Genomic DNA, 19407 nt, shown 5'->3' with positions numbered 1-19407 from the left:
CGCATAAGGATCCTCGCGGAGGGTTGCCACACCTCATGGAGGCCAAGTGGGAATCACCCACGATGTCGGACAGGACGTGGAGGGTCTGGTCGCCACGGCGCATCGGATCCGTGAGGCGATCGAATCGGTGATCGAGGGCAAGAGGGACGTGATCCGGCTCACGCTCACCGTCCTGCTGGCGGAGGGCCATCTCCTCATCGAGGACGTCCCGGGTGTCGGCAAGACCATGCTGGCCAAGGCCCTCGCGCGCTCCATCGACTGCCCGGTGCGGCGTGTCCAGTTCACCCCCGACCTGCTTCCCAGCGACATCACCGGCGTCAGCGCCTTCAACCAGCAGTCCCGCGAGTTCGAGTTCAAGCCCGGCCCGGTGTTCGCCAACATCGTGGTCGGCGACGAGATCAACCGCGCGTCCCCCAAGACGCAGTCCGCCCTCCTGGAGTGCATGGAGGAGCATCAGGTCACCGTCGACGGCACGACCTACCTCCTCGAGACGCCGTTCATGGTCATCGCGACGCAGAACCCCATCGAGATGGAGGGCACCTATCCCCTCCCCGAGGCGCAGCGCGACCGTTTCACCGCCCGTATCGCGATGGGCTACCCCGAGCCGGCCGCCGAGCTGCAGATGATCGACATCCACGGCGCCTCCTCACCGCTGGACAAGCTGGAGGCGGTCGCCACCACCGCCGAGGTGCGGGCGCTGATCGAGGCGGTGCGCGCCGTGTACGTCGCGCAGCCGATCAAGCGGTACGCCATCGACCTGGTGGACGCCACCCGTAAGTCCCCCGACCTGCGGCTCGGCGCCTCGCCGCGGGCCACGCTCCACCTGATCCGCGCCGCTCGCGCCCACGCCGCGCTGGCCGGCCGCGACTACGTCATCCCGGACGACCTGCAGGAGCTCTGCGTGCCCGTCCTGGCGCACCGGCTGCTGCCGAGCCTGGAGGCGCAGGGACAGCGCCGCCGTCCCGAGCACGTGGTCGCCGACCTGCTGCGGCGCGTGCCGGTGCCCGAGACCCGCGAGAAGGGGGACGGAGCGGGTCGGCGGTGATCTCCGGTCTACGGGCGCTCACCTCGCGTGGGCGCTCCTTCCTCGCCTCCGGTGTGGCCGCCCTGCTGTGCGCGTTCGTGCTCGGCGAGCACGACCTGCTGCGCATCGCCGTGCTCGTCATCACGCTGCCGCTGCTCGCCGCGCTGGTGGTGGCCCGCACCCGTTACCGTCTGAGCTGCGCGCGGCGGCTCGACCCCGTGCGGGTCGAGGTGGGCAGCGACAGCACGGTCACCCTGCGGCTGGAGAACGTCACCCGGCTGCCGACCGGGCTGCTGCTCATCGAGGACACCGTGCCGTACGCCGTCGGCGCCCGGCCGAGGTTCGTGCTCGACCGGGTGGAGCCGCGCGGCATCCGGGAGATCGACTACAAGGTGCGCTCGGACCTGCGCGGCCGGTTCCCCATCGGCCCGCTGTCGGTGCGCATCGCCGACCCGTTCGGCCTGGTGGAGCTGACCCGGGCGTTCACCGCCACCGACACGCTGATGGTGATCCCCGAGGTGGTGCGCCTGCCGCCGGTGCGGCTGTCGGGCGAGTGGACCGGCGGCGGCGACAGCCGCACCGCCACCGCCGCCGCCGCGGGCGAGGACGACATCGGGCCGCGGGAGTACCGCCAGGGCGACGACCTGCGCCGGGTGCACTGGCGCTCCACCGCCCGGTACGGCGAGCTGATGGTGCGCCGCGAGGAGCAGCAGTGGCAGAGCCGCGGCGCGCTGCTGCTCGACACCCGCAGGCACGCCCACCGCGGCGAGGGCCCGCGCTCGTCGTTCGAGGTCGCGGTGTCCGCGGCGGCCTCCATCGGCGCGCACCTCGCGCGCGACGGCCTCGGCCTGCGGCTGGTCACCGACCAGGGCCGGCTCACCGACGCCGCCGCGGGGCACTCCCTGGTGGACGCGCTCGCCGTGGTGCGGCACAGCACGGCGCGGTCGCTGGAGTCCGGCGTCACGGCGCTGCGGCAGGGGGGCGGGGACGGCCTGATCGTGGCCGTGCTCGGCGACCTCGACGCCGAGGAGGCCCGCGCGCTCGCCCGGCTGCGGCACGGCGGGGTCACCGGGGTCGCGGTCATGCTGGAGGTCGCCACCTGGCAGACCGTGCCGTCCCACCACGCGGCGGCGGACGCCGCGGCCGAGGGGGCGCGGGCCGTGCTGGCCGACGCCGGCTGGCGGATCGTCCGGCTGCCCGCGGGCCGGTCGCTGGCGGCCGTCTGGCAGGAGGCGGGCGGTCAGAGCGGCCGGTACGCCGGGGCGCAGGAGACCGTGGAGGAAACGATCACGGCAGGAGACGCCGCATGAGACTCCCGATCGCGGCGGGCCTGGCCACGGCCGCCGTGTCGCTCACCCTTTATCCCCTCTTCCAGGACGGCCGGTGGTTCTGGACCGGGCTCGGCGCGATCATGCTGATCACCGCGGTGTCCGTCGCCACCACCCTGCGCCCGGTGCCCCGGTGGCTCGGCCCGCCCGCCGAGCTGGCCGTGCTGCTGGTGTTCCTGACGGCGGTGTTCGCCCCCGAGGAGGCCTGGTGGGGGTTCGTCCCCACCACCGACGCGCTCGGGGCGCTCGCCGCCCAGCTCGCCGAGGGCTTCGACGAGATCCAGAAGTACGCCGCCCCGGTGCCCGGCAAGCCCGGCATCACGCTGCTCACCGCGGGCGGCATCGGGCTGATCGCCGTACTCACCGACCTGCTGGCCGTGCGGCTGGGGCGGGCCGCGCTCGCCGGGCTGCCGCTGCTGGCGCTGTTCACCGTGCCCGCCGCGGTGATGCCCGACCCCGTCGGGTGGCCGGCGTTCATCATCGCGGCGCTCGGGTACGTCGGGCTGCTCGCCGCCGACGGCCGGGAGCGGCTCGGCCGGTGGGGGCGCGCGGTGCTCATGCGCCGCTCCCGCGTCACCGGGGCACGGGTGCAGACCGCCGAGACGGCACCCCTGTCCCCCTCGGGCAAGCGCATCGGGGTGGCGGCCATCGCGCTCGCCATCGCGCTGCCCGCGCTGCTGCCCACGCTGAGCCCCAACCCGCTGTTCGGGTTCGGGGTGGGGTCGGGCGGCGAGCCGGGGAACACGATCACCATCCCGAACCCGATCGCCGGTCTGCGCGGCCAGCTCACCCAGCCGGCCAACGCCACCGTGCTGAGCTACACCAACACCGACGACGAGCCGCGCTACCTGCGGATGTACTCGCTGGACACCTTCGACGGCTCGCAGTGGACGATGTCGCAGCCGCGCGGCCGCCCCGAGGACCGGGTGGCGGACAACCCGCTGCCGCCGGCGCCCGGGTTGTCGCTCACCGCGCCGCTGAAGAAGGTCACCACCGACGTGACGGTCAGCGCCGGGGTGGAGGGCATGAGCTTCCTGCCGCTGCCGTACCCCGCGAGCGCGGTGCGGATCGAGGGCGACTGGCGAGCCGACCAGAGCACGCTCATGGTGTTCTCCACGCAGGACACCGCGGGCGGCACGCGCTACCAGGTGGACGGCTGGGAGCCGCAGCCGACGGCCGAGACGCTGGCGGCGGCGCAGCCGCTGTCCCCCGACCGGACCGACGACCGGTACCTGGCGCTGCCGCCGAACCTGTCCCCGGAGATCCGGGGCACGGCGTCGGATCTCGTGCGCGACGCCCGGACGCCGTACGAGGGTGCGGTGAAGATCCAGGAGTGGTTCACCTCCACCGGCGACTTCACCTACAGCCTCCAGACGCAGGGCAACGGCAGCGAGGCGCTGCTCGACTTCCTGCGCAACCGGACGGGCTACTGCGAGCAGTTCGCGGCGGCCATGGCGGTGATGGCGCGGGCCGTCGGCATCCCGGCCCGGGTCGGCATCGGGTACACCGGCGGCACCAAGATCAACGGGGTGTGGCAGGTCCGCACGCACGACCTGCACGCCTGGCCCGAGCTGTACTTCGAGGGCGCCGGCTGGCTGCGTTTCGAGCCCACTCCCTCGGGCGGGCTCGGGCAGGCCACGGCCAGCGTGCCCGATTACTCGCGCCCGCCGTCCGAGACCGGCCCCGACGGCGGCGCCGCCGCCGAGCCGAGCGCCGCGCCCAGCGAGAACAGCGCCACCGACTCGCCCCTCGGCCCCCGGCGCGATCCCCGCGACCCGGACCCGGGCCTCGGCACCGACCCGCTGGACCTCGACGAGGGCACGCCCCTGGCCGCGAAGATCGGCCTGGCCGTGGGGGCCCTGGTGCTCCTGGCACTCGTCCCCGCCGCCCTGCGCCTGGTCTCCGGCCACCGCAGGCGCCGGACCTGGGCCCGGGTGGGCGCCGTCCCCGCGGCGTCCGGCCCGGGCCCGGACCGCGCGGGTGCCGTCCCGGGCGCTGTTCCGAGTGCCGTCCCGAGCGCCGTCCCCGGTGCCGTTCCGGGCGCGTCCGGCGCGGAGCCGGGCTCGCGGGCCGGGGCGGCCGGGCGTGATCGTCTGCGGCGCGCGGTGTACGCGTCATGGCGGGAGCTGACCGACACGCTGGTCGACCTCGGCATCGGCTACTCGCTGAGCGAGACCCCACGCGCGCTGGCCCGCCGCGTGGCGGAGCACTACTCCCTCGACCCGGGCGCCGCGGCGGCCGTCACCCGCATCGCCTCGGCCGAGGAACGCCTGCGCTACGCCCGCACCCCCGGCGAGATCGCCTCGCTGGCGGCCGACCTGAAGACGGTGCGACGTGCCCTGCGCGCCACCGTCCCGAGGGCACGCCGCATCCGCGCCACCCTGCTGCCCACCTCGACCCTCCTGCGCCTGCGCGGCGCCGGGGAGACCGTGCTCGACGCCTTCGACAACCTGGAGACCCTCCGCCTGTGGCCGCGCAGGCGCCCGTCCGCCACCCCGGCGGACGACCGCGACCTGACCCTCACCGGCTCCCGCTGACCGCACGGACAACGGCTCACGGCCCCCGCTCCGGGGTCCGTGAGCCGTTTTCTGTCAGAACCCGCGCGCCGGCCGGGTGAAACGTTCGCCGGTGGACCTCGCCGGAGGCCCGGGCGGGCGGTGCGGGGTCAGGGCATCGGGCGATGCGGGTCAGGGCATGGCGGGGCCGCGGTGGGGCGCCAGGGCCGGAAGAGGAAAGCACGGCGGCCCAGCCGGGGGGCCGGCTGAGCCGCTTCGGGCTTTCAGGTCAGCGCTCTTCGCCGCGGCGGCGCCAGCGCTCCTCCATGCGCTCCATGAAGCTGGGGCGGGACGAACGGCGGCGTTCGGGCTGGGGGGCCTGGGCGCCGGGCCGGGCGGCGGTGTCACCCCCGAAGCCGTTCATCCTCTTCCAGCTTGACAGGCCCCACAGGCACGCGGCGAGCATGACCACGAAGCCGCCCACACCGAGTGGGATGATCGGTGCAACCACGCCCACCATCAGCAGCACCACACCGAGCACGAAGCCGATGGAGGCCTTCACCAGGCGGCGCTTGTAATGGTTGCGTGGATCACTGATCCGAACGGTATTGGCCCACTTCGGGTCCTCGGCGTAGAGGGCCTGCTCGATCTGTTCGAGCAAGCGCTGCTCGTGCTCAGAGAGCGGCACGGCGCCTCCCAAGGACAGCCCCTCGTCGGGGAAAACGGCAGCGGACACCCGAGGGTGCCCGGACCTCGCGGTCGGTTATCCCCAGAATACGAGGCTGTAGACGCAGGCGAAAGAAAACGTCCAACGTAGACCAAACCGGAGGTGACGTCATAGATCCATTCCATCGAACGGCGGACGAACCAGAGAGGCCGGGCGGACGGCCTCGGGACCGAACCTCCGCGTGGCCCGGTCCATGGCCATTTCGGCCTCCCGCCAGCCTGTTTCCCGTTCTCCGAGCCCGAGCTGACGGGTCGCGGTGCCCGCGGGACGGAGGTTTTCGACCCTCACGCCGACCAGCCGGAGCCGTACACGTTCGAGCCCGGCGGCCGCGTACAGATCGCAACTAGTGGCATATATCTCTTTCGCCACATCTGTGGCTTCACGCAGAGTACGCGAACGGGTGATCGTGGTGAAGTCCGCGCGCCGCAGTTTCACACTCACCGTCCGCCCCACGTGACCGCCGCGCCGCAGCCGCTCGGCGACCCGCTCCGACAACCGCAGCAGCTCCCGGCGGATCGCCGCCGGGTCGTCCACATCGTAGGCGAAGGTCTCCTCGGCCCCGATGCTCTTGTCCGGGACGTGGGAGCTGACCCTGCGCTCGTCCCGCCCCCAGGCGAGGGCCGCCAGGTGGCCGCCCGCCGCCCCGAACTCGCGCTGCAGGGTGGCCGGGGGCACGTGCGCCAGATCACCGACCGTGCGGATGCCGAGCCGCCGCAGGGCCTGCTCCGTACGCTCCCCTACGCCCCACAGAGCCGCGACGGGCAAAGGATGAAGGAACTCCACCACCCCGGCGGCCGGGACCACCAGAAGGCCGTCAGGCTTGCAGTGCCGGGAGGCGAGCTTCGCCACGAACTTGCTGTCGGCCACCCCCACCGAGCACGTGATGCCGTGCCGCTCGGCGACCTGGGCGCGGATCATGGCCCCGATCCGCGCGGGCGGCCCGAGGCGCCGCAGCGCGCCGCTCACGTCCAGGAAGGCCTCGTCGGAGGCGATCGGCTCCACCTCGGGGGTGATCGCGTAGAAGATCTCCATCACACCCTTGGAGACCTCGGAGTACTTGCCGTGGCTCGGCGGGATGATCACGGCCTGCGGGCACAGGCGGCGGGCCCGGGTCATGGGCATCGCCGAGTGCACCCCGAAGGCCCTGGCCTCGTAGGTGGCGCTGAGCACCACCCCGCGGGCGCCGGCCGCCCCGATGATCACCGGCCGCCCCTTCAGCTCGGGACGCTCCAGCAGCTCGACGCTCGCGTAGAAGGCGTCCATGTCCACATGGAGGATCGTGCACCCGGTGTCGTCCCCCGTCCCCGGGCGGACGGGCTCGCCACCACCCCCGAGCATCTGCTTGCGCGACACCCTCCGATCCTAACCCGAACATCCGTTCTACCGGCAGACCGCCCGGCGCGAGCCCCGGGGGAACACCCGGGGTCAGCGGTGGGCGAGGAGGTGGAGCTGGGTGGCGATGTCCCGCAGGACCGGGTGGTCGGCGGCGGCCTGTTCGAGGGCGATCAGGGCACGGGCGGCGCCGGGCTCGCCGTCGAGCAGGCGGCCGGGCACCAGGTCGGCGAAGATGCGCACGCCCCTGAGCTCGCGCGGGGTGAAGCCGGCCTGCCGCAGCAGCGCGGCCAGGGCCTCGCCGCCGAACCGCCGGGGCGTCGGGTCCTGCTCCCCCCACCGGCCCGAGGGGTCGGCGAGGGCCTGGCGGGCCTCGTCGAAATGGCCGGTGAGCGACCGGTGGATGGCGGTGGCCACCGGGTTGGCGGCCAGCACGCTGATCAGGCCGCCCGGCATGAGCACACCCGCCACGGCGGCCAGCGCGCTCGCGGGGTCCTCGACGTACTCCAGCACGCTGTGGCACAGCACGACGTCGGCGCTCGAGGGCTCCAGCAGGTCGCGCAGGTCCGCGGCGTCGCCCTGGATGCCCTTGACCGCCACCCCCGCCTCGGCGGCCCTGCGCTCCAGGGCGGCCAGGGAGTCGGGGCTCGGGTCGACCACGGTCACCGCGTGGCCGAGCTCGGCCAGCGGCACGGCGAACCCGCCGGTGCCGCCGCCGGCGTCGACGATGCCGAGGCGGTCGCGCCCGGTGGCCGCCGCGCGTTCGGCGAGCGCCTCGCGCAGCGCCTCCCAGACCACGGCGGTGCGCACGGCCGGGGATGTGGCCTGGCGGGTGGCCTCGGTGCCCACGTTCAGCTCGCCTCCTCGCAGCGTTTCGTCGGGCCCAGCCTACGCGGTGCCGCCGGCCCCCCGCCGATCAGGCGGGGGGCGGCGGTCAGAGCGCCAGGGAGGGCTTCAGTTGCTTGAAACGGGCGAGGAGGCCGTTGACGAACTGGGGGGACTCGTCGGTGGACAACTCCGACGCCAGGTGCACCCACTCGCTGATCACCACGGCCTCGGGGACGTGCTCGGCCCACAGCAGCTCGTAGGTGCCGGCCCGCAGCAGGTTGCGGTCCACGGCCGGCATGCGGTCGAGCGTCCAGCCCTCGGAGTAGGTGGAGATCAGCTCGTCGATGCGGGCCCGGTGGCGGTGCACCCCCTCGACGAGCGTCGAGGTGTACTCGTTGACGGGCGGCTCGGCGCGCTCGACGCGCTCGGCGAGGACGCTCGTGGCCGGCTGGTCGCGCAGCTCGGCCTCGAAGAGGATGTCCAGAGCGCGCCTTCGTGCCTTCCCGCGAGCCGACACCTCAGGCCCGGCCGAGGTACTCGCCGGTGCGGGTGTCGACCTTGACCCTCTCGCCGGTGGTGATGAACAGCGGCACCTTGATCTCGGCGCCGGTCTCCAGGGTGGCGGGCTTGGTGCCTCCGGTGGAGCGGTCGCCCTGCAGGCCCGGCTCGGTGTTGGAGATGGTCAGCTCGACCGCGGCGGGCAGCTCGACGTACAGGACGTTGCCCTCGTTGACCGCGACGGTGGCGAGGGTGTTCTCCAGCAGGTAGTTGGCCGCGTCACCGACGGTCGCCCGCGGGACGTTCAGCATGTCGTAGGTCTCGGTGTCCATGAACACGAACTCGTCGCCGTCGAGGTAGGAGAACTGCATCTCCCGCCGGTCGACGTTGGCCACCTCGACCTTGACACCCGCGTTGAAGGTCTTGTCCACGACCTTGCCCGACAGCACGTTCTTGAGCTTGGTGCGGACGAAGGCGCCGCCCTTGCCGGGCTTGACGTGCTGGAAATCCACCACGCTCCACAGCTCGCCACCTTCGAGCTTGAGCACAAGGCCCGTCTTGAGGTCGTTGGTCGTCGCCACTCGTTCACTCCTGCGTCGTCATGTCGCGCTCGGCCGCCGTCCTGCGCTACAGGACCAGCAGCTCTTTGGTCGTGCGGGTGAGGAGCTCCGGGCCGCCGGTACGCGTCACGAGAGTGTCCTCGATGCGGACGCCACCTCTGCCTGGCAGATACACCCCTGGCTCCACGGTGATCGGAACCCGATCCTCAAGTCTACCGGCACCGGACGGACGCATGAACGGATCCTCGTGGATCTCCAGGCCCACCCCGTGGCCGAGCCCGTGCTCGAAATGCCCGCCGTGACCGGCGGACGCGATGACGTCGCGCGCCGCCGCGTCCACGTCCGCGAGCGCCGCCCCGGGTACCGCCGCCTCCAGCCCGGCCCGCTGCGCGGCGCCGACCAGCTCGTACAGCTCACGCTGCCAGTCCGCGACCGGGCCGAGGGCCACGGTGCGGGTCATGTCGGCGTGGTAGCCGTCGTGCAGCGCCCCGAAGTCCATGGTGATCAGGTCGCCGCGCTCGACGGGACGGTCGCCGGGCGAGTGGTGGGGCACCGAGCCGTTGGGGCCCGAGGCGACGATGGAGTCGAAGGCGGGCTTGTCGGCGCCGAGCTCCAGCATGCGGATCTCCAGGGCCCGCGCGATCTGCCGCTCGGTCATGCCGGGGGCGATGGTCTCGACGACGCCGGCGAAGGCGCGGTCGGTGAGGTCGCACGCGGTGCGCAGCGCCTCGATCTCCTCCTCGTCCTTGACCACCCGCACCGCCTCCACCAGCCGGCCGGCCAGGACGACGTGCCCGCCGAGGTCGCGGTAGGCGGCCACGGACATGTCGTGCGCCTCCACGCCGGGCCGCTCCGCCCGCGGCACCAGCGCCGCCGCCACGTCGCGGCGCTCCACGAGCTCGACGTCGGGGCAGACCCGCCGGGCCGTCTCGACGTAGCGGGAGTCGGTGGCGAGCACCGCCGAGCCGTCCTCGCGGACCAGCAGCGCGGCGTTGGAGCTGGACAGGCCGGTCAGGTAGCGGACGTTCACGCCCCGGGTGACGAGGAGCGCGTCGACGTCGTACTCGCCGAGCAGCGCCCCGAGGCGGGCGCGACGGGATCGGTGGGTGGCGGTCATGGCCCGACTGTACGGCGCCACCGGGTCCGGCGGCGCGCCAGGGGGCGTCAGGCGGCGTCGTCGGGGGGCGGCGGCGGCTGGGCCGCGCTGCGCAGGGGGAGCTCGCGCAGGAACAGGACGGCGAGGAACCCGAGGATCGCGATGGGGACGCAGGCCAGGAAGACCGTCTGCATCGCCTGGGTGAACGACTCGACGACGATCTCGTGCAGCGCCGGCGGCAACCGGTGGATGGCCTCGGGGGTGCCGAGGCCGATGTCCCGCACCACCGCGCCGGAGGTCTGGGTGACGGTCAGCAGGCGGGTCATCTCGTCGTGCACCTCGTTGGTGAGGATCGCGCCGAGCGCCGCGACGCCGACGGCGCCGCCGAGGCTGCGGAAGAACGCGATGCCCGAGGTCGTGACGGCCATGTCGCGCCGCTGGGCGGCGTTCTGGGCGGCGAGGATGAGCATCTGCATGCTCATGCCGAGGCCCACGCCGAGCACGGCGATGTCCACGCCGATCACCACGTGGCTGGAGTCGCTCCGCAGCAGGGACATCAGGCCCATGCCCGCGACGATCAGCACGAGCCCGGTCAGCGGGAACGCCTTCCACCGGCCGGTGCGGGTGACGATCCTGCCGGAGATGACGGCGGACACGAGCAGGCTGATGACCAGCGGGAGGGTCATCAGGCCCGACACCGTCGGGGTCATGCCCTTGACGATCTGCAGGTACTGCGGCAGGTAGATCATCACGCCGAACATCGCGACGCCCACCAGCAGGGACGCGCTGCCCGCCAGCACGAAGGTGCGGTCGCGGAACAGGCGGGGCGGCAGGATGGGGTCGCGTGCGCGGCGCTCCGCGATGATCGAGAAGCCGAACAGCAGGACGGCGAGGCTGCCGAGGCCGTACGCCCACGCCGAGTCCCAGGGGAACTCGCTGCCGCCGAAGGACAGCACCAGCATCAGCGCCGAGGCGCCGCCGGTCAGGGTGAAGGCACCCCACCAGTCGAGCCGGGCACCCTTGGGCTCGCGGTCGGTGCGCAGCACCCACTGCACGACGACCATCGCGATGAGGGTCAGGGGCACGCCGATGAAGAAGCACCAGCGCCAGCCGAGCCACGGCGCGTCGACGATGGCGCCGCCGATCAGCGGGCCGGAGACGGTGGAGAAGCCGAACACGGCGCCGATGTAGCCGGAGTAGCGTCCCCGCTCCCGGGGGGCGACCACGTCGCCGAGGATGATCTGGGTGAGCGCGGCCATGCCGCCCGTGCCGAGGCCCTGCACCGCGCGGGCGAAGATGAGCACCCCCATGCTGGTCGCCAGACCGGCCAAGAGGGACGAGGCGACGAACAGGGCGAGCGCGAGCTGGAACATGCGTTTGCGGCCGAACAAGTCGGACATCTTCCCCCAAAGAGGGGTGGAAGCCGTCATGGTCAGCAACGTGGCCCCGGCGACCCACGACAACTGTTCCTGCGCCCCCAGCTCACCCACGATGGTGGGGAGCGCCACCCCTATGACCGATGTGGAGATCATGGAGGTGAGCATGGCTATCAGCAGGCCGGAGAGGATCTGCAGGATCTCGCGGTGCGAATAGGCCGGCGGCGCCTCTTGGTCACCGTGGCCACCGGCGTCACTATGGTCACCAGGGTTGTCGGGCTCGTCGTGTGGTTCCTGCCGGGTTTCTCCCCGCACCACCACTGCGCGCCCCCCACCTTTTAAGGCACCTTTACCGGCATTTTTAGTAGACGGCCGTTTACCTGTCAAACATCTAAAGTGCCTATAGAACCGGAAGGAGCATCGGGTGCCGGGCGCCACGCCGCAGACACGGGATCGCGAGGCCACAAGCCGCCGTATCCTCCACGCCGCCAGTTGCCTGTTCGCCGAGCACGGGTACGACCAGGTCACCGTCCGCATGATCGCCTCGGCCGCCGAGGCGAACGTCGCCCTCATCAACCGCTATTTCGGGTCCAAGGCCAGACTGTTCGCCGAAGTGCTGGTCGGCGCCTCCCCCCTGGAGTCGGTCATCGAGGGCGACCTGGAGGGCCTGCCCCGGCGGCTCGCCGCCCACATGGCGAGCCGCCTCACCGCCGACGCCCGCGACGACCCCCTGGTCCGCGTCGTGGACCGCGCCGGGACCAGCCCGCAGATCCGGGCCGTGCTGAACGAACGCGTGCAGTCGGCCCTCACCGCGCCGCTCAGCGAGATGTTGCCCGGCCCCATGGCCAGGGAACGCGCGACGCTCGCCACGTCGATCATCCTCGGCGGCGGCTCCCTGCGCCGCGTGCTCGGGCCGGAGTCGCTGCGCGACACCGACCCGGCTTTCCTGGAGTGCCGCCTCACGGCCATCTTCACCGCGTGCCTGGCCCCCTGGCCCCACCCCCTCCCGGAGGTCCCGGACGTCCCGGGCCCGGCGGGAGGCGCGGGGGGCACGCGGCGGCTCAGGCGGCGAGTTCCTTGATCCGTTCGATGAGGCGGACGCGGGAGGCGTGGTCGGGGGCGATCGGGGCGACGTTCAGCGTGGTGACGCCGGAGTCCTTCAGGACGGCCAGGCGGTCGCGCACGAAACCCTCCGAGCCGACCAGGGACGTCTTCTCCAGCAGGTCCCGCGGGATGAGCGCGGCGGCCTCGTCCTTGCGGCCCTCCAGGTAGAGGTTCTGCACGCACTCGGCGGCCTTCTCGTAGCCGTACCGGCGGGCCAGGTCGTTGTAGAAGTTCCTGCCCTTGGCGCCCATGCCGCCGATGTACAGCGCCGCCATCGGGCGGCCCGCCTCCAGGATCGCCTCGACGTCGTCGCCGATGGCCAGAGGCGCCTGCGCGATGACGTCCAGCTCGCCGAGCGCCGCGTCACGGCGGCCCCGGCCCGCGGCCAGCGACGCCCCCCAGACGTCGGCCGCCTTCTCGGGCAGATAGAAGATCGGCTCCCAGCCCTGCGCCAGCTCGGCCGCGAGCTCCACGTTCTTCGGCCCGATCGCCGCCACGACGATCGGGATGTCCGCCCGCACCGGGTGGTTGATCAGCTTCAGCGGCTTGCCCAGCCCCGTGCCCTGCTCCGCCGGCAACGGCAACGTGTAGTGCCTGCCCTCGTACGTGAGCCGCTCGCGGCGCCACACCTTGCGGCAGATCTCGATGACCTCACGGGTACGGCCGAGCGGCGCGGTGTACGGCACACCGTGGAACCCCTCGATCACCTGCGGCCCCGACGCCCCGAGCCCGAGCACGAAGCGCCCGTCGGAGACGTAGTCAAGCCCCGCGGCCGTCATGGCCAGCAGCGCCGGGGTACGCGAGTAGATCGGCAGGATGCCGGACGCGATCTGGAGCCGCTCCGTGCGCGCCGCGATGTACCCCATCTGGCTGACGGCGTCGAAACTGTACGCCTCCGCGACGAAGACGATGTCGAGCCCGGCCTTCTCGTAGTCGGCCAGCTCGGCCACGGTCTCCTTGAACCCTCCCGCGTAGTTGAGAGCCATGCCGATACGCATCCCACGTCCTTCCGTCCAAGCCCGACCGAATTATGTTACGGTCGCCAAAGGCTACCCACCCCTCCCCCCACGGTCGAGCCGGAAAGGCGCCGCACACCCGCGCGACACTAGCGAGATACCCCCACCCACCCCCCGGCAGCCTGGTTCCCCCGCCCCAAGCGCCCCTTTCACACGCCGGCGCGGCGGAACACGGTACGACCAACACGACGACTCCACGGCCGCACGTCCCGAAGGGGGCAGCGGTGGTACGACGATCACGATGATTTCGCGGCCGCGGGTCCCGGAGGGACGGCGGTGGTCCGGCAATCACGATGACTCCACGACCGCACGCCCCGAAGAGACAGCGGTGGCACGGCGAACACGACAACTCCACGGCCGCCGGTCACATCCCGGAGGGACAGCCGTGGTACGGCGAACACGGTGATTCCGCGGCCGCGGGTCCCGGAGGGACGGCGGTGGCACGGCAATCACGATGACTCCACGGCCGCACGTCCCGAAGACAGCGGTGGCACGGCGAACACGATGACTCCACGGCCGCACGTCCCGAAGACAGCGGTGGCACGGCGAACACGATGACTCCACGACCGTGCGTCCCGAAGACAGCGGTGGCACGGCGAACACGATGACTCCACGACCGTGCGTCCCGAAGGGACAGCGGTAGCGGGCACGGCGAACACGATGACTCCACGACCGTGCGTCCCGGAGGGACGGCGGCAGCGGGCACGGCGGGGGGGAATGAAGAAAGGAACGGGCGGGCACCGGCCGGGGCGGACGCACGGTGGTTCGCGGGGGACGGGGTTCCGGTGCCGCTGTGGCGGGCGGTGCCGCTCTAGCGGGGGGGCGGGGGGACGGAGGGGGCGATGCGGGCCAGGTCGTCCGGGGTGTCGATGTCGGCGGGGTCGCCCACGTCGTCGCAGGGCACCTCGGCGGCCAGGCCGGGGTGGGAGCGCAGGAAGGCGCGGGCGCCGACGTCGCCGACGGCCAGTGTGGAGGCCTCGGCGAAGTGCTCTCTCGCCAGCAGCACGGGGTTGCGGGGCGCGCCGCCGTAGGTCGCCACGGCGGCGGTCGCGCCGTCGCGCCAGGCGGCCACCAGGCGCCGCACCGCCCCGGGGCCGATCAGGGGCTGGTCGGCCAGGGCGATCACCACGGCCGCGGCGGACGGAGGCAGCGCGGCCAGCCCGGCGCGCAGCGACGAGCCCATGCCGGTCTCCCAGTCCGGGTTGCGCACCACGATCGCACTGTGCACCGGCACACCGGCCGCGCCGAGCACCACCACCACGGGCTCGCAGCCACCGTCCCGCAGCAGGCGCACCCCCCGGTCGGCCAGCCGCTCCCCCGCCAGTTCCACGGCCGCCTTCGGCGCGCCGAACCGCGTGCCCGCGCCGGCCGCGAGCAACAGGCCTGCGCACCCCGGCACCCCGGCCCCCGTGCTCAGCACGGCACCCCCGGCCCCCGTGCTCGGCACGGCACCCCCGGCCCCCGTGCTCGGCACGGCACCCCCGGCCCCCGTGCTCGGCACGGCACCCCCGGCCCCCGTGCTCGGCACGGCACCCCCGGCCCCCGTGCTCGGCACGGCACCCCCGGTCCCCGTGCTCGGCACGGCACCCCCGGTCCCCGTGCTCGGCACGGCACCCCCGGTCCTCGTGCTCGGCACGGCACCCCGGGGCCCCCTGCTCGGCACGGCATCCCCTGTCCCCCCGCTCGGCACGCCACCCCCGGGTCCTTCGCTCATCGCGGCGCCCCCGGCCCCTCGCCGTCGCGGCACACCGGCCGTGCTCCTCGGCTCACCGCTTCTCCTCGGCCGGGTGGTCGGAGGCGTGGATGCGGCCCGAGGTGTCGGTGAGGGCGAGACCGGTTCCGCCCCAGCGCAGGCGGATGAGTTCGGCGGCGATGGACACCGCCGTCTCCTCGGGGGTGCGGGCGCCGAGGTCGAGACCGATCGGGGAGCGCAGCCGGGACAGTTCGTGCTCGGTCAGGCCGGCCTCGCGCAGCCGGGCCATGCGGTCGTCGTGGGTGCGGCGCGAGCCCATGGCGCCGACGTAGCCGGCCCGGGTGCGCAGCGCGACCTCCAGCAGCGGGACGTCGAACTTCGGGTCGTGGGTGAGCACGCAGATGACGGTGCGCTCGTCGACGTGCGCCGTGGACAGGTAGTCGTGCGGCCACTTGACGATCACCTCGTCGGCCTCGGGGAACCGTTTGGCCGTGGCGAACACCGGCCGGGCGTCGCACACCACCACGTGGTACCCGAGGAACTTGCCGATGCGCGCCACCGCCGCGGCGAAGTCGATCGCGCCGAACACCAGCATGCGCGGCGGCGGGGCGAACGAGTGCACGAACACCGGCAGGTCGTCCAGCCGCCGCTCCCCCTCGGGCCCGTAGCGGCGCACCCCGGTCAGTCCCTGGGCGAGCATGCCGCGCGCGTCGTCGTCCACGGCGTCGTCCAGCCTCGGCACGCCGAGCGACCCGGACGACTCCCCCTCCCACACGACGCGGCGGGCACCGGGCCGGCCGGGCGCGGACATGACCGTGGCCACGGCGACAGGCTCCCGGTCGCGCACCGACGCGGCGATGCGGCCGAGCTCGGGGAACGTCTCCCTGGACACCGGCTCCACCAGCACGTCGATGATGCCGCCGCAGGTCAGCCCGACCGAGAACGCGTCGTCGTCGCTCACGCCGTAGCGCTGGAGCACAGGGCGGCCGTGCTCGGTCACCTCCCTGGCCAGCTCGAACACCGCGCCCTCGACGCAGCCGCCCGAGACGCTGCCCACGACGTCGTCGCCGAGCACCGCCATGGCGGCGCCGGGTGGCCGCGGCGCGCTGCGGAACGTGTTGACCACGGTCGCGAGGCCGAACGTCTCGCCCGCCTCCCACCACCGCATGATCTGCGACAGGACATCACGCATGGGACAGCCTTTCCGCGAGCTCCTGGAACGCCGCGAGGCTGTGCCCCGCCACGAACGCGTCGACGTACGGAAGGGCCGCCCGCATGCCGCCGGTCAGCGGCAGGTAACCCTCGCGGCCCTTGTGGGGGTTGACCCACACCACGCGGCGGGCCAGCCGGGACAGCCGGGCCATCTGGGCCCCGAGCAGGGCGGGGTCGCCGCGCTCCCACCCGTCGGAGGCGATGACGACCACCGCGCCGCGGGCCGCCGAACCGCCGTCCATGAACTCCTTGAGCTCCTCGCCGAGGCGGGTGCCGCCGCTCCAGTCGGGGATGGCCCGCGACACCTCGCGCATCGCGGTGCCCGGGTCGCGGTGCCGCAGCTCGGCGGTGACGCGGGTGAGACGGGTGCCGACGCTGTAGACCTCGGTGGCGCGCGGCTCGGAGCGGACCAGGGCGTGCGCGAACCGCAGCAGCGTGTCGGCGTACGGCGCCATGGACCCGCTGACGTCGGCGAGCAGCACGACGCGGCGGGGCCGGGTGCGGTGCACCCTGCGGCGCAGGCGGGCGGGCTCGCCGCCGCGGCGCAGGGCCTCCTTGACGGTGCGGCCGACGTCGAGGCGCCCCCGGTGGGCGGGGGTGAAACGGCGGGAGCGGCGGCGTTCCCTGGGGACGCGCAGCAGGGCCATGAGGCGGTGGATCTCGGCGAGCTCCGCGGCGGTCAGCCGGGAGACGTCCCGGGTGCGCAGCACCTCGGCGCGGCTGGCGGTGGCGGGCACCGCGTGGCCGTCGGCCCCCTCGCCGCCGTCCTGGCCGCCGGGCGCGACGGTGTGGCGGACGATCGTGACGGGCGGCGCGCCCCGGGACGGCCGGGCGCGCTCCCCGCCGAAGTAGGCGGTGAAGCACCGGTCGTACCGGGGGATGTCGTCCGGCCCGGCGCACAGGGTGAGGCGCCCGGCCCAGTAGACCTGCTCGCGGTCAGCGGCGTCCAGGTGGCGCAGCGCCCGCAGCAGTCCCTGGGTGCGCTGGTGGTCGGCGCCCACCCCGGCGGCCCGCAGCGTGCGCGCGAACCCCGTCATGGTGGCGGCCAGCGCCCGCCCATCCGGGCCGGCGGCGCCGTTCCCGCCCGGACCCGCCGCGGCGCCGTTCCCGCCGCGACCCGCCGCGGGGCCGGGGGGCCGTGCCGGGAGGCCCGGGTCAGGCACGGTTCAGCACCCCGTCGCGCAGGACGGTCTGCTGGTCCTCGCGGTACTTGAGCACCGCGCCGAGGGTGGTGGCGGCGAGGTCCGGGTCCAGGTCGCGGGCGCCGAGGGTCAGCAGCGCCTCGGCCCAGTCGAGGGTCTCGGCGACGCCCGGCGGCTTCACGAGCCCCGCGCCGCGCAGCCGCTGGGCCGCGCCGGCGACCTGGCCGACCAGGGTCTCGGAGCAGCCGGGCAGGCGGCGCAGCAGGATGGCCACCTCGCGGTCGAACGTGGGGTGCTCCAGCCAGTGGTACAGGCAGCGCCGCTTGAGTGCGTCGTGCACGTCGCGGGTGCGGTTGGAGGTGACGACCACCACCGGCGGCTCCGGGGCGCTGATCGTGCCGAGCTCGGGGATGGAGATGGTGAAGTCGGACAGCACTTCGAGCAGGAACGCCTCGAACTCGTCGTCCGCCCGGTCGATCTCGTCCACCAGCAGCACGCTCGGCTGCGTCTCCAGGGCCCGCAGCAGCGGCCGGGCGATCAGGAACCGCCGGTCGTACAGCTCCCCCTCCAGCCGGGCCGCGTCCGTGGCCCCCGTGGCCTCCGCGGCCTTCAGATGGAGGAGCTGGCGCGCGAAGTCCCAGTCGTAGAGCGCCTGTGCGGCGTCCAGCCCCTCGTAACACTGGAGCCGGATGAGCGGCGCCCCGAGGACGGCGGCCAGGGTCTTGGCCAGCTCGGTCTTCCCGACCCCCGCCTCACCCTCCAGGAACAGCGGCCGCCCCATGCGCAACGCGAGGAAACACGCCGTGGCCAGCCCGTCGTCGGCCAGGTAGGCCCGCTCGCCGAGAAGCCCGGCGAGCTCGGCCGGCGTTCGGATGTCGGACGACCGGATTGTCCTGTGCGGCACCCCCTCAGATTACGTCCCCTGCCCCCTCACCCGTTCCCTCGATTGGCCGCACCCGGACGCGTTCCCCTTCATCCATGAGGCGGGGTTACGCGAATGCACCCTTGAATACTGGCCTGACCTCAGGTAAGTGCGAGTTTGACAGAAATCGCGCACGGCGAAGGGAAGTGAGAATGGCCACCCACACGGCGAGGGGGACACGAACGGGCGGGCAAGGGCGGGGAGGAAGCCCAGTGGGTTCACCCCGCCACGGAGGAAGCCCAGTGGGCCGACCCCACCACGAGAACACCCCAGAAGGCGAACCTCGCCCCGGAGGCAGCCCGGTGGGCGAACCCCGTCCCGGAGGCAGCCCGGTGGGCGAGCTGCGCCACGAGAGGGACCCGGACGGAGGGAGCCCGGTGGGCGACCTTCGTCACGAAAGGGACCCAGGCGGAGAAAGCCCGGTGGACGACCTTCGTCACGAGGGGAACTCGGGCGGAGGAAGCCCGGTAGGCGAACCCCGTCATGGAGGTAGCCCGGTGGGGGGACCGGGGCCGCGCGGGGACGCGGCGGGACCGAACCGATCCGGGGGCCTGCCTTGCGGCCCCTGCCCGTGACCGGCCCCAGCCTCGCCCAGGTGAAAGAACTGCACGGCAGACGCTGGGAGATCATGGACTTCTACGGCGGCTGGATCGCCTACCGCCGCCAGCCCTGGTCCCCCACCGCCGCCCGCTTCGGCGTCTCCAACGTGCTGGGCGCCGACGACCTGGAAGACCTCGCCCGGCAACTGGACGAACAAAACCAGGCCGAATCCCGCCGCAAAAGCCGCTACCCACCCCCTGCCAACCTCTCCTGACCCACCCCCTGTACGGCGGCGCCGCCTCCCCGCACCCGGCGCCCCGCCGTACCTGGACCATCTCCCCGCCGTACGGCGGCGCCGACCTCACCGCATCAGGTGACCCGCCGTACCGGCGCCGGAGCCATAGGCACGCACGATGGGAGCGGACCATCCCGCGCCGACCCCGGCGGCACTTCCCCGTACGGCAACGCCACCCTCACCGCACCCGGCACCCCGCCGTACCAGGACCATCCCCCG

17 protein-coding genes are annotated in these 19407 nt (G+C 73.4%); 5 read left to right on the top strand and 12 right to left on the bottom strand.

What is annotated here, in order from left to right; translation table 11 throughout:
- Window positions 1-46: 46 nt before the first annotated feature.
- From ABGB17_RS26155 to ABGB17_RS26145, 3 genes are read left to right on the top strand one after another with little or no spacing between them, the layout of a single operon-like run.
- A complete protein-coding gene (locus ABGB17_RS26155) occupies window positions 47-1045 on the top strand; it encodes a MoxR family ATPase (RefSeq protein ID WP_347634065.1) in 999 nt (332 codons plus the stop codon).
- The gene (locus tag ABGB17_RS26150) at window positions 1042-2334 is read left to right on the top strand and encodes a DUF58 domain-containing protein (protein ID WP_347634063.1); all 1293 of its coding nucleotides are present in this window, start codon (window positions 1042-1044) and stop codon (window positions 2332-2334) included. Before ABGB17_RS26155 ends, ABGB17_RS26150 begins: the two co-directional genes overlap by 4 nt.
- A complete protein-coding gene (locus ABGB17_RS26145) occupies window positions 2331-4889 on the top strand; it encodes a DUF3488 and transglutaminase-like domain-containing protein (RefSeq protein ID WP_347634061.1) in 2559 nt (852 codons plus the stop codon). The genes ABGB17_RS26150 and ABGB17_RS26145 overlap by 4 nt, the downstream gene beginning before the upstream one ends.
- Window positions 4890-5136: 247 nt before the next feature.
- Here the strand turns inward: ABGB17_RS26145 and ABGB17_RS26140 are convergent, their stop codons facing one another.
- The 7 genes from ABGB17_RS26140 to ABGB17_RS26110 all read right to left on the bottom strand — a co-directional run bounded on the left by ABGB17_RS26140 (window position 5137) and on the right by ABGB17_RS26110 (window position 11582).
- Complete coding sequence (locus ABGB17_RS26140; RefSeq protein WP_347634059.1) at window positions 5137-5535, bottom strand: DUF3040 domain-containing protein; 399 nt, start codon at window positions 5533-5535, stop codon at window positions 5137-5139.
- Window positions 5536-5682: 147 nt separating this feature from the next.
- A complete protein-coding gene (gene dinB / locus ABGB17_RS26135; RefSeq protein WP_347634102.1) occupies window positions 5683-6912 on the bottom strand; it encodes a DNA polymerase IV in 1230 nt (409 codons plus the stop codon).
- Between the two features lie 87 nt (window positions 6913-6999).
- Window positions 7000-7755 carry a methyltransferase domain-containing protein gene (locus ABGB17_RS26130; RefSeq protein ID WP_347634057.1) on the bottom strand — a complete coding sequence of 252 codons (756 nt, stop codon included), beginning with the start codon at window positions 7753-7755 and terminating at the stop codon, window positions 7000-7002.
- 85 nt (window positions 7756-7840) lie between these two features.
- Window positions 7841-8251, bottom strand: coding sequence for a transcription antitermination factor NusB (nusB, locus tag ABGB17_RS26125; RefSeq protein ID WP_347634056.1), 411 nt, complete (start codon window positions 8249-8251; stop codon window positions 7841-7843).
- A 1-nt stretch (window position 8252) separates the two neighbouring features.
- Entirely contained in the window at window positions 8253-8813 is a 561-nt protein-coding gene (gene efp / locus ABGB17_RS26120) for an elongation factor P (RefSeq protein WP_347634054.1), read from the bottom strand.
- A gap of 46 nt (window positions 8814-8859) precedes the next feature.
- A complete protein-coding gene (locus ABGB17_RS26115) occupies window positions 8860-9909 on the bottom strand; it encodes a Xaa-Pro peptidase family protein (RefSeq protein ID WP_347634052.1) in 1050 nt (349 codons plus the stop codon).
- A gap of 47 nt (window positions 9910-9956) precedes the next feature.
- Entirely contained in the window at window positions 9957-11582 is a 1626-nt protein-coding gene (locus ABGB17_RS26110; RefSeq protein WP_347634050.1) for an MDR family MFS transporter, read from the bottom strand.
- 106 nt (window positions 11583-11688) lie between these two features.
- On the opposite strand from ABGB17_RS26110, the gene ABGB17_RS26105 reads away from it, so the two are divergent.
- Complete coding sequence (locus ABGB17_RS26105; protein WP_347634048.1) at window positions 11689-12345, top strand: TetR family transcriptional regulator; 657 nt, start codon at window positions 11689-11691, stop codon at window positions 12343-12345.
- Here the strand turns inward: ABGB17_RS26105 and ABGB17_RS26100 are convergent.
- The 5 genes from ABGB17_RS26100 to ABGB17_RS26080 all read right to left on the bottom strand — a co-directional run bounded on the left by ABGB17_RS26100 (window position 12326) and on the right by ABGB17_RS26080 (window position 18335).
- Window positions 12326-13366 carry an LLM class F420-dependent oxidoreductase gene (locus ABGB17_RS26100; protein WP_347634046.1) on the bottom strand — a complete coding sequence of 347 codons (1041 nt, stop codon included), beginning with the start codon at window positions 13364-13366 and terminating at the stop codon, window positions 12326-12328. The two genes, ABGB17_RS26105 and ABGB17_RS26100, sit on opposite strands and share 20 nt — an antisense overlap.
- 829 nt (window positions 13367-14195) lie before the next feature.
- Window positions 14196-14783 (bottom strand): nucleotidyltransferase family protein, encoded by a 588-nt coding sequence (locus tag ABGB17_RS26095; RefSeq protein ID WP_347634100.1) that lies wholly within the window; start codon window positions 14781-14783, stop codon window positions 14196-14198.
- Between the two features lie 367 nt (window positions 14784-15150).
- The gene (locus tag ABGB17_RS26090; RefSeq protein ID WP_347634044.1) at window positions 15151-16269 is read right to left on the bottom strand and encodes an XdhC/CoxI family protein; all 1119 of its coding nucleotides are present in this window, start codon (window positions 16267-16269) and stop codon (window positions 15151-15153) included.
- Window positions 16262-17452 (bottom strand): VWA domain-containing protein, encoded by a 1191-nt coding sequence (locus tag ABGB17_RS26085; protein ID WP_347634043.1) that lies wholly within the window; start codon window positions 17450-17452, stop codon window positions 16262-16264. The genes ABGB17_RS26090 and ABGB17_RS26085 overlap by 8 nt, the downstream gene beginning before the upstream one ends.
- Complete coding sequence (locus ABGB17_RS26080) at window positions 17445-18335, bottom strand: MoxR family ATPase (protein ID WP_347634041.1); 891 nt, start codon at window positions 18333-18335, stop codon at window positions 17445-17447. Before ABGB17_RS26080 ends, ABGB17_RS26085 begins: the two co-directional genes overlap by 8 nt.
- 613 nt (window positions 18336-18948) lie before the next feature.
- On the opposite strand from ABGB17_RS26080, the gene ABGB17_RS26075 reads away from it, so the two are divergent.
- Window positions 18949-19167 carry a hypothetical protein gene (locus ABGB17_RS26075; protein ID WP_347634039.1) on the top strand — a complete coding sequence of 73 codons (219 nt, stop codon included), beginning with the start codon at window positions 18949-18951 and terminating at the stop codon, window positions 19165-19167.
- Window positions 19168-19407: the final 240 nt, after the last annotated feature.

This window comes from Sphaerisporangium sp. B11E5 (assembly GCF_039871875.1).
Lineage (GTDB): Bacteria > Actinomycetota > Actinomycetes > Streptosporangiales > Streptosporangiaceae > Sphaerisporangium.
The sequence above is the reverse complement of the archived record's forward strand: the minus strand, read 5'-3'. Positions and strand labels throughout refer to the sequence as shown.

Bases quoted from the DNA above. Each gene is read 5' to 3' on its own strand.
- ABGB17_RS26145 (WP_347634061.1), top strand. From the start codon at position 2,331: ATGAGACTCCCGATCGCGGCGGGCCTGGCCACGGCCGCCGTGTCGCTC.
- ABGB17_RS26090 (WP_347634044.1), bottom strand. From the start codon at position 16,269: ATGCGTGATGTCCTGTCGCAGATCATGCGGTGGTGGGAGGCGGGCGAG.
- ABGB17_RS26100 (WP_347634046.1), bottom strand. From the start codon at position 13,366: ATGCGTATCGGCATGGCTCTCAACTACGCGGGAGGGTTCAAGGAGACC.
- ABGB17_RS26115 (WP_347634052.1), bottom strand. From the start codon at position 9,909: ATGACCGCCACCCACCGATCCCGTCGCGCCCGCCTCGGGGCGCTGCTC.
- dinB (WP_347634102.1), bottom strand. From the start codon at position 6,912: ATGCTCGGGGGTGGTGGCGAGCCCGTCCGCCCGGGGACGGGGGACGAC.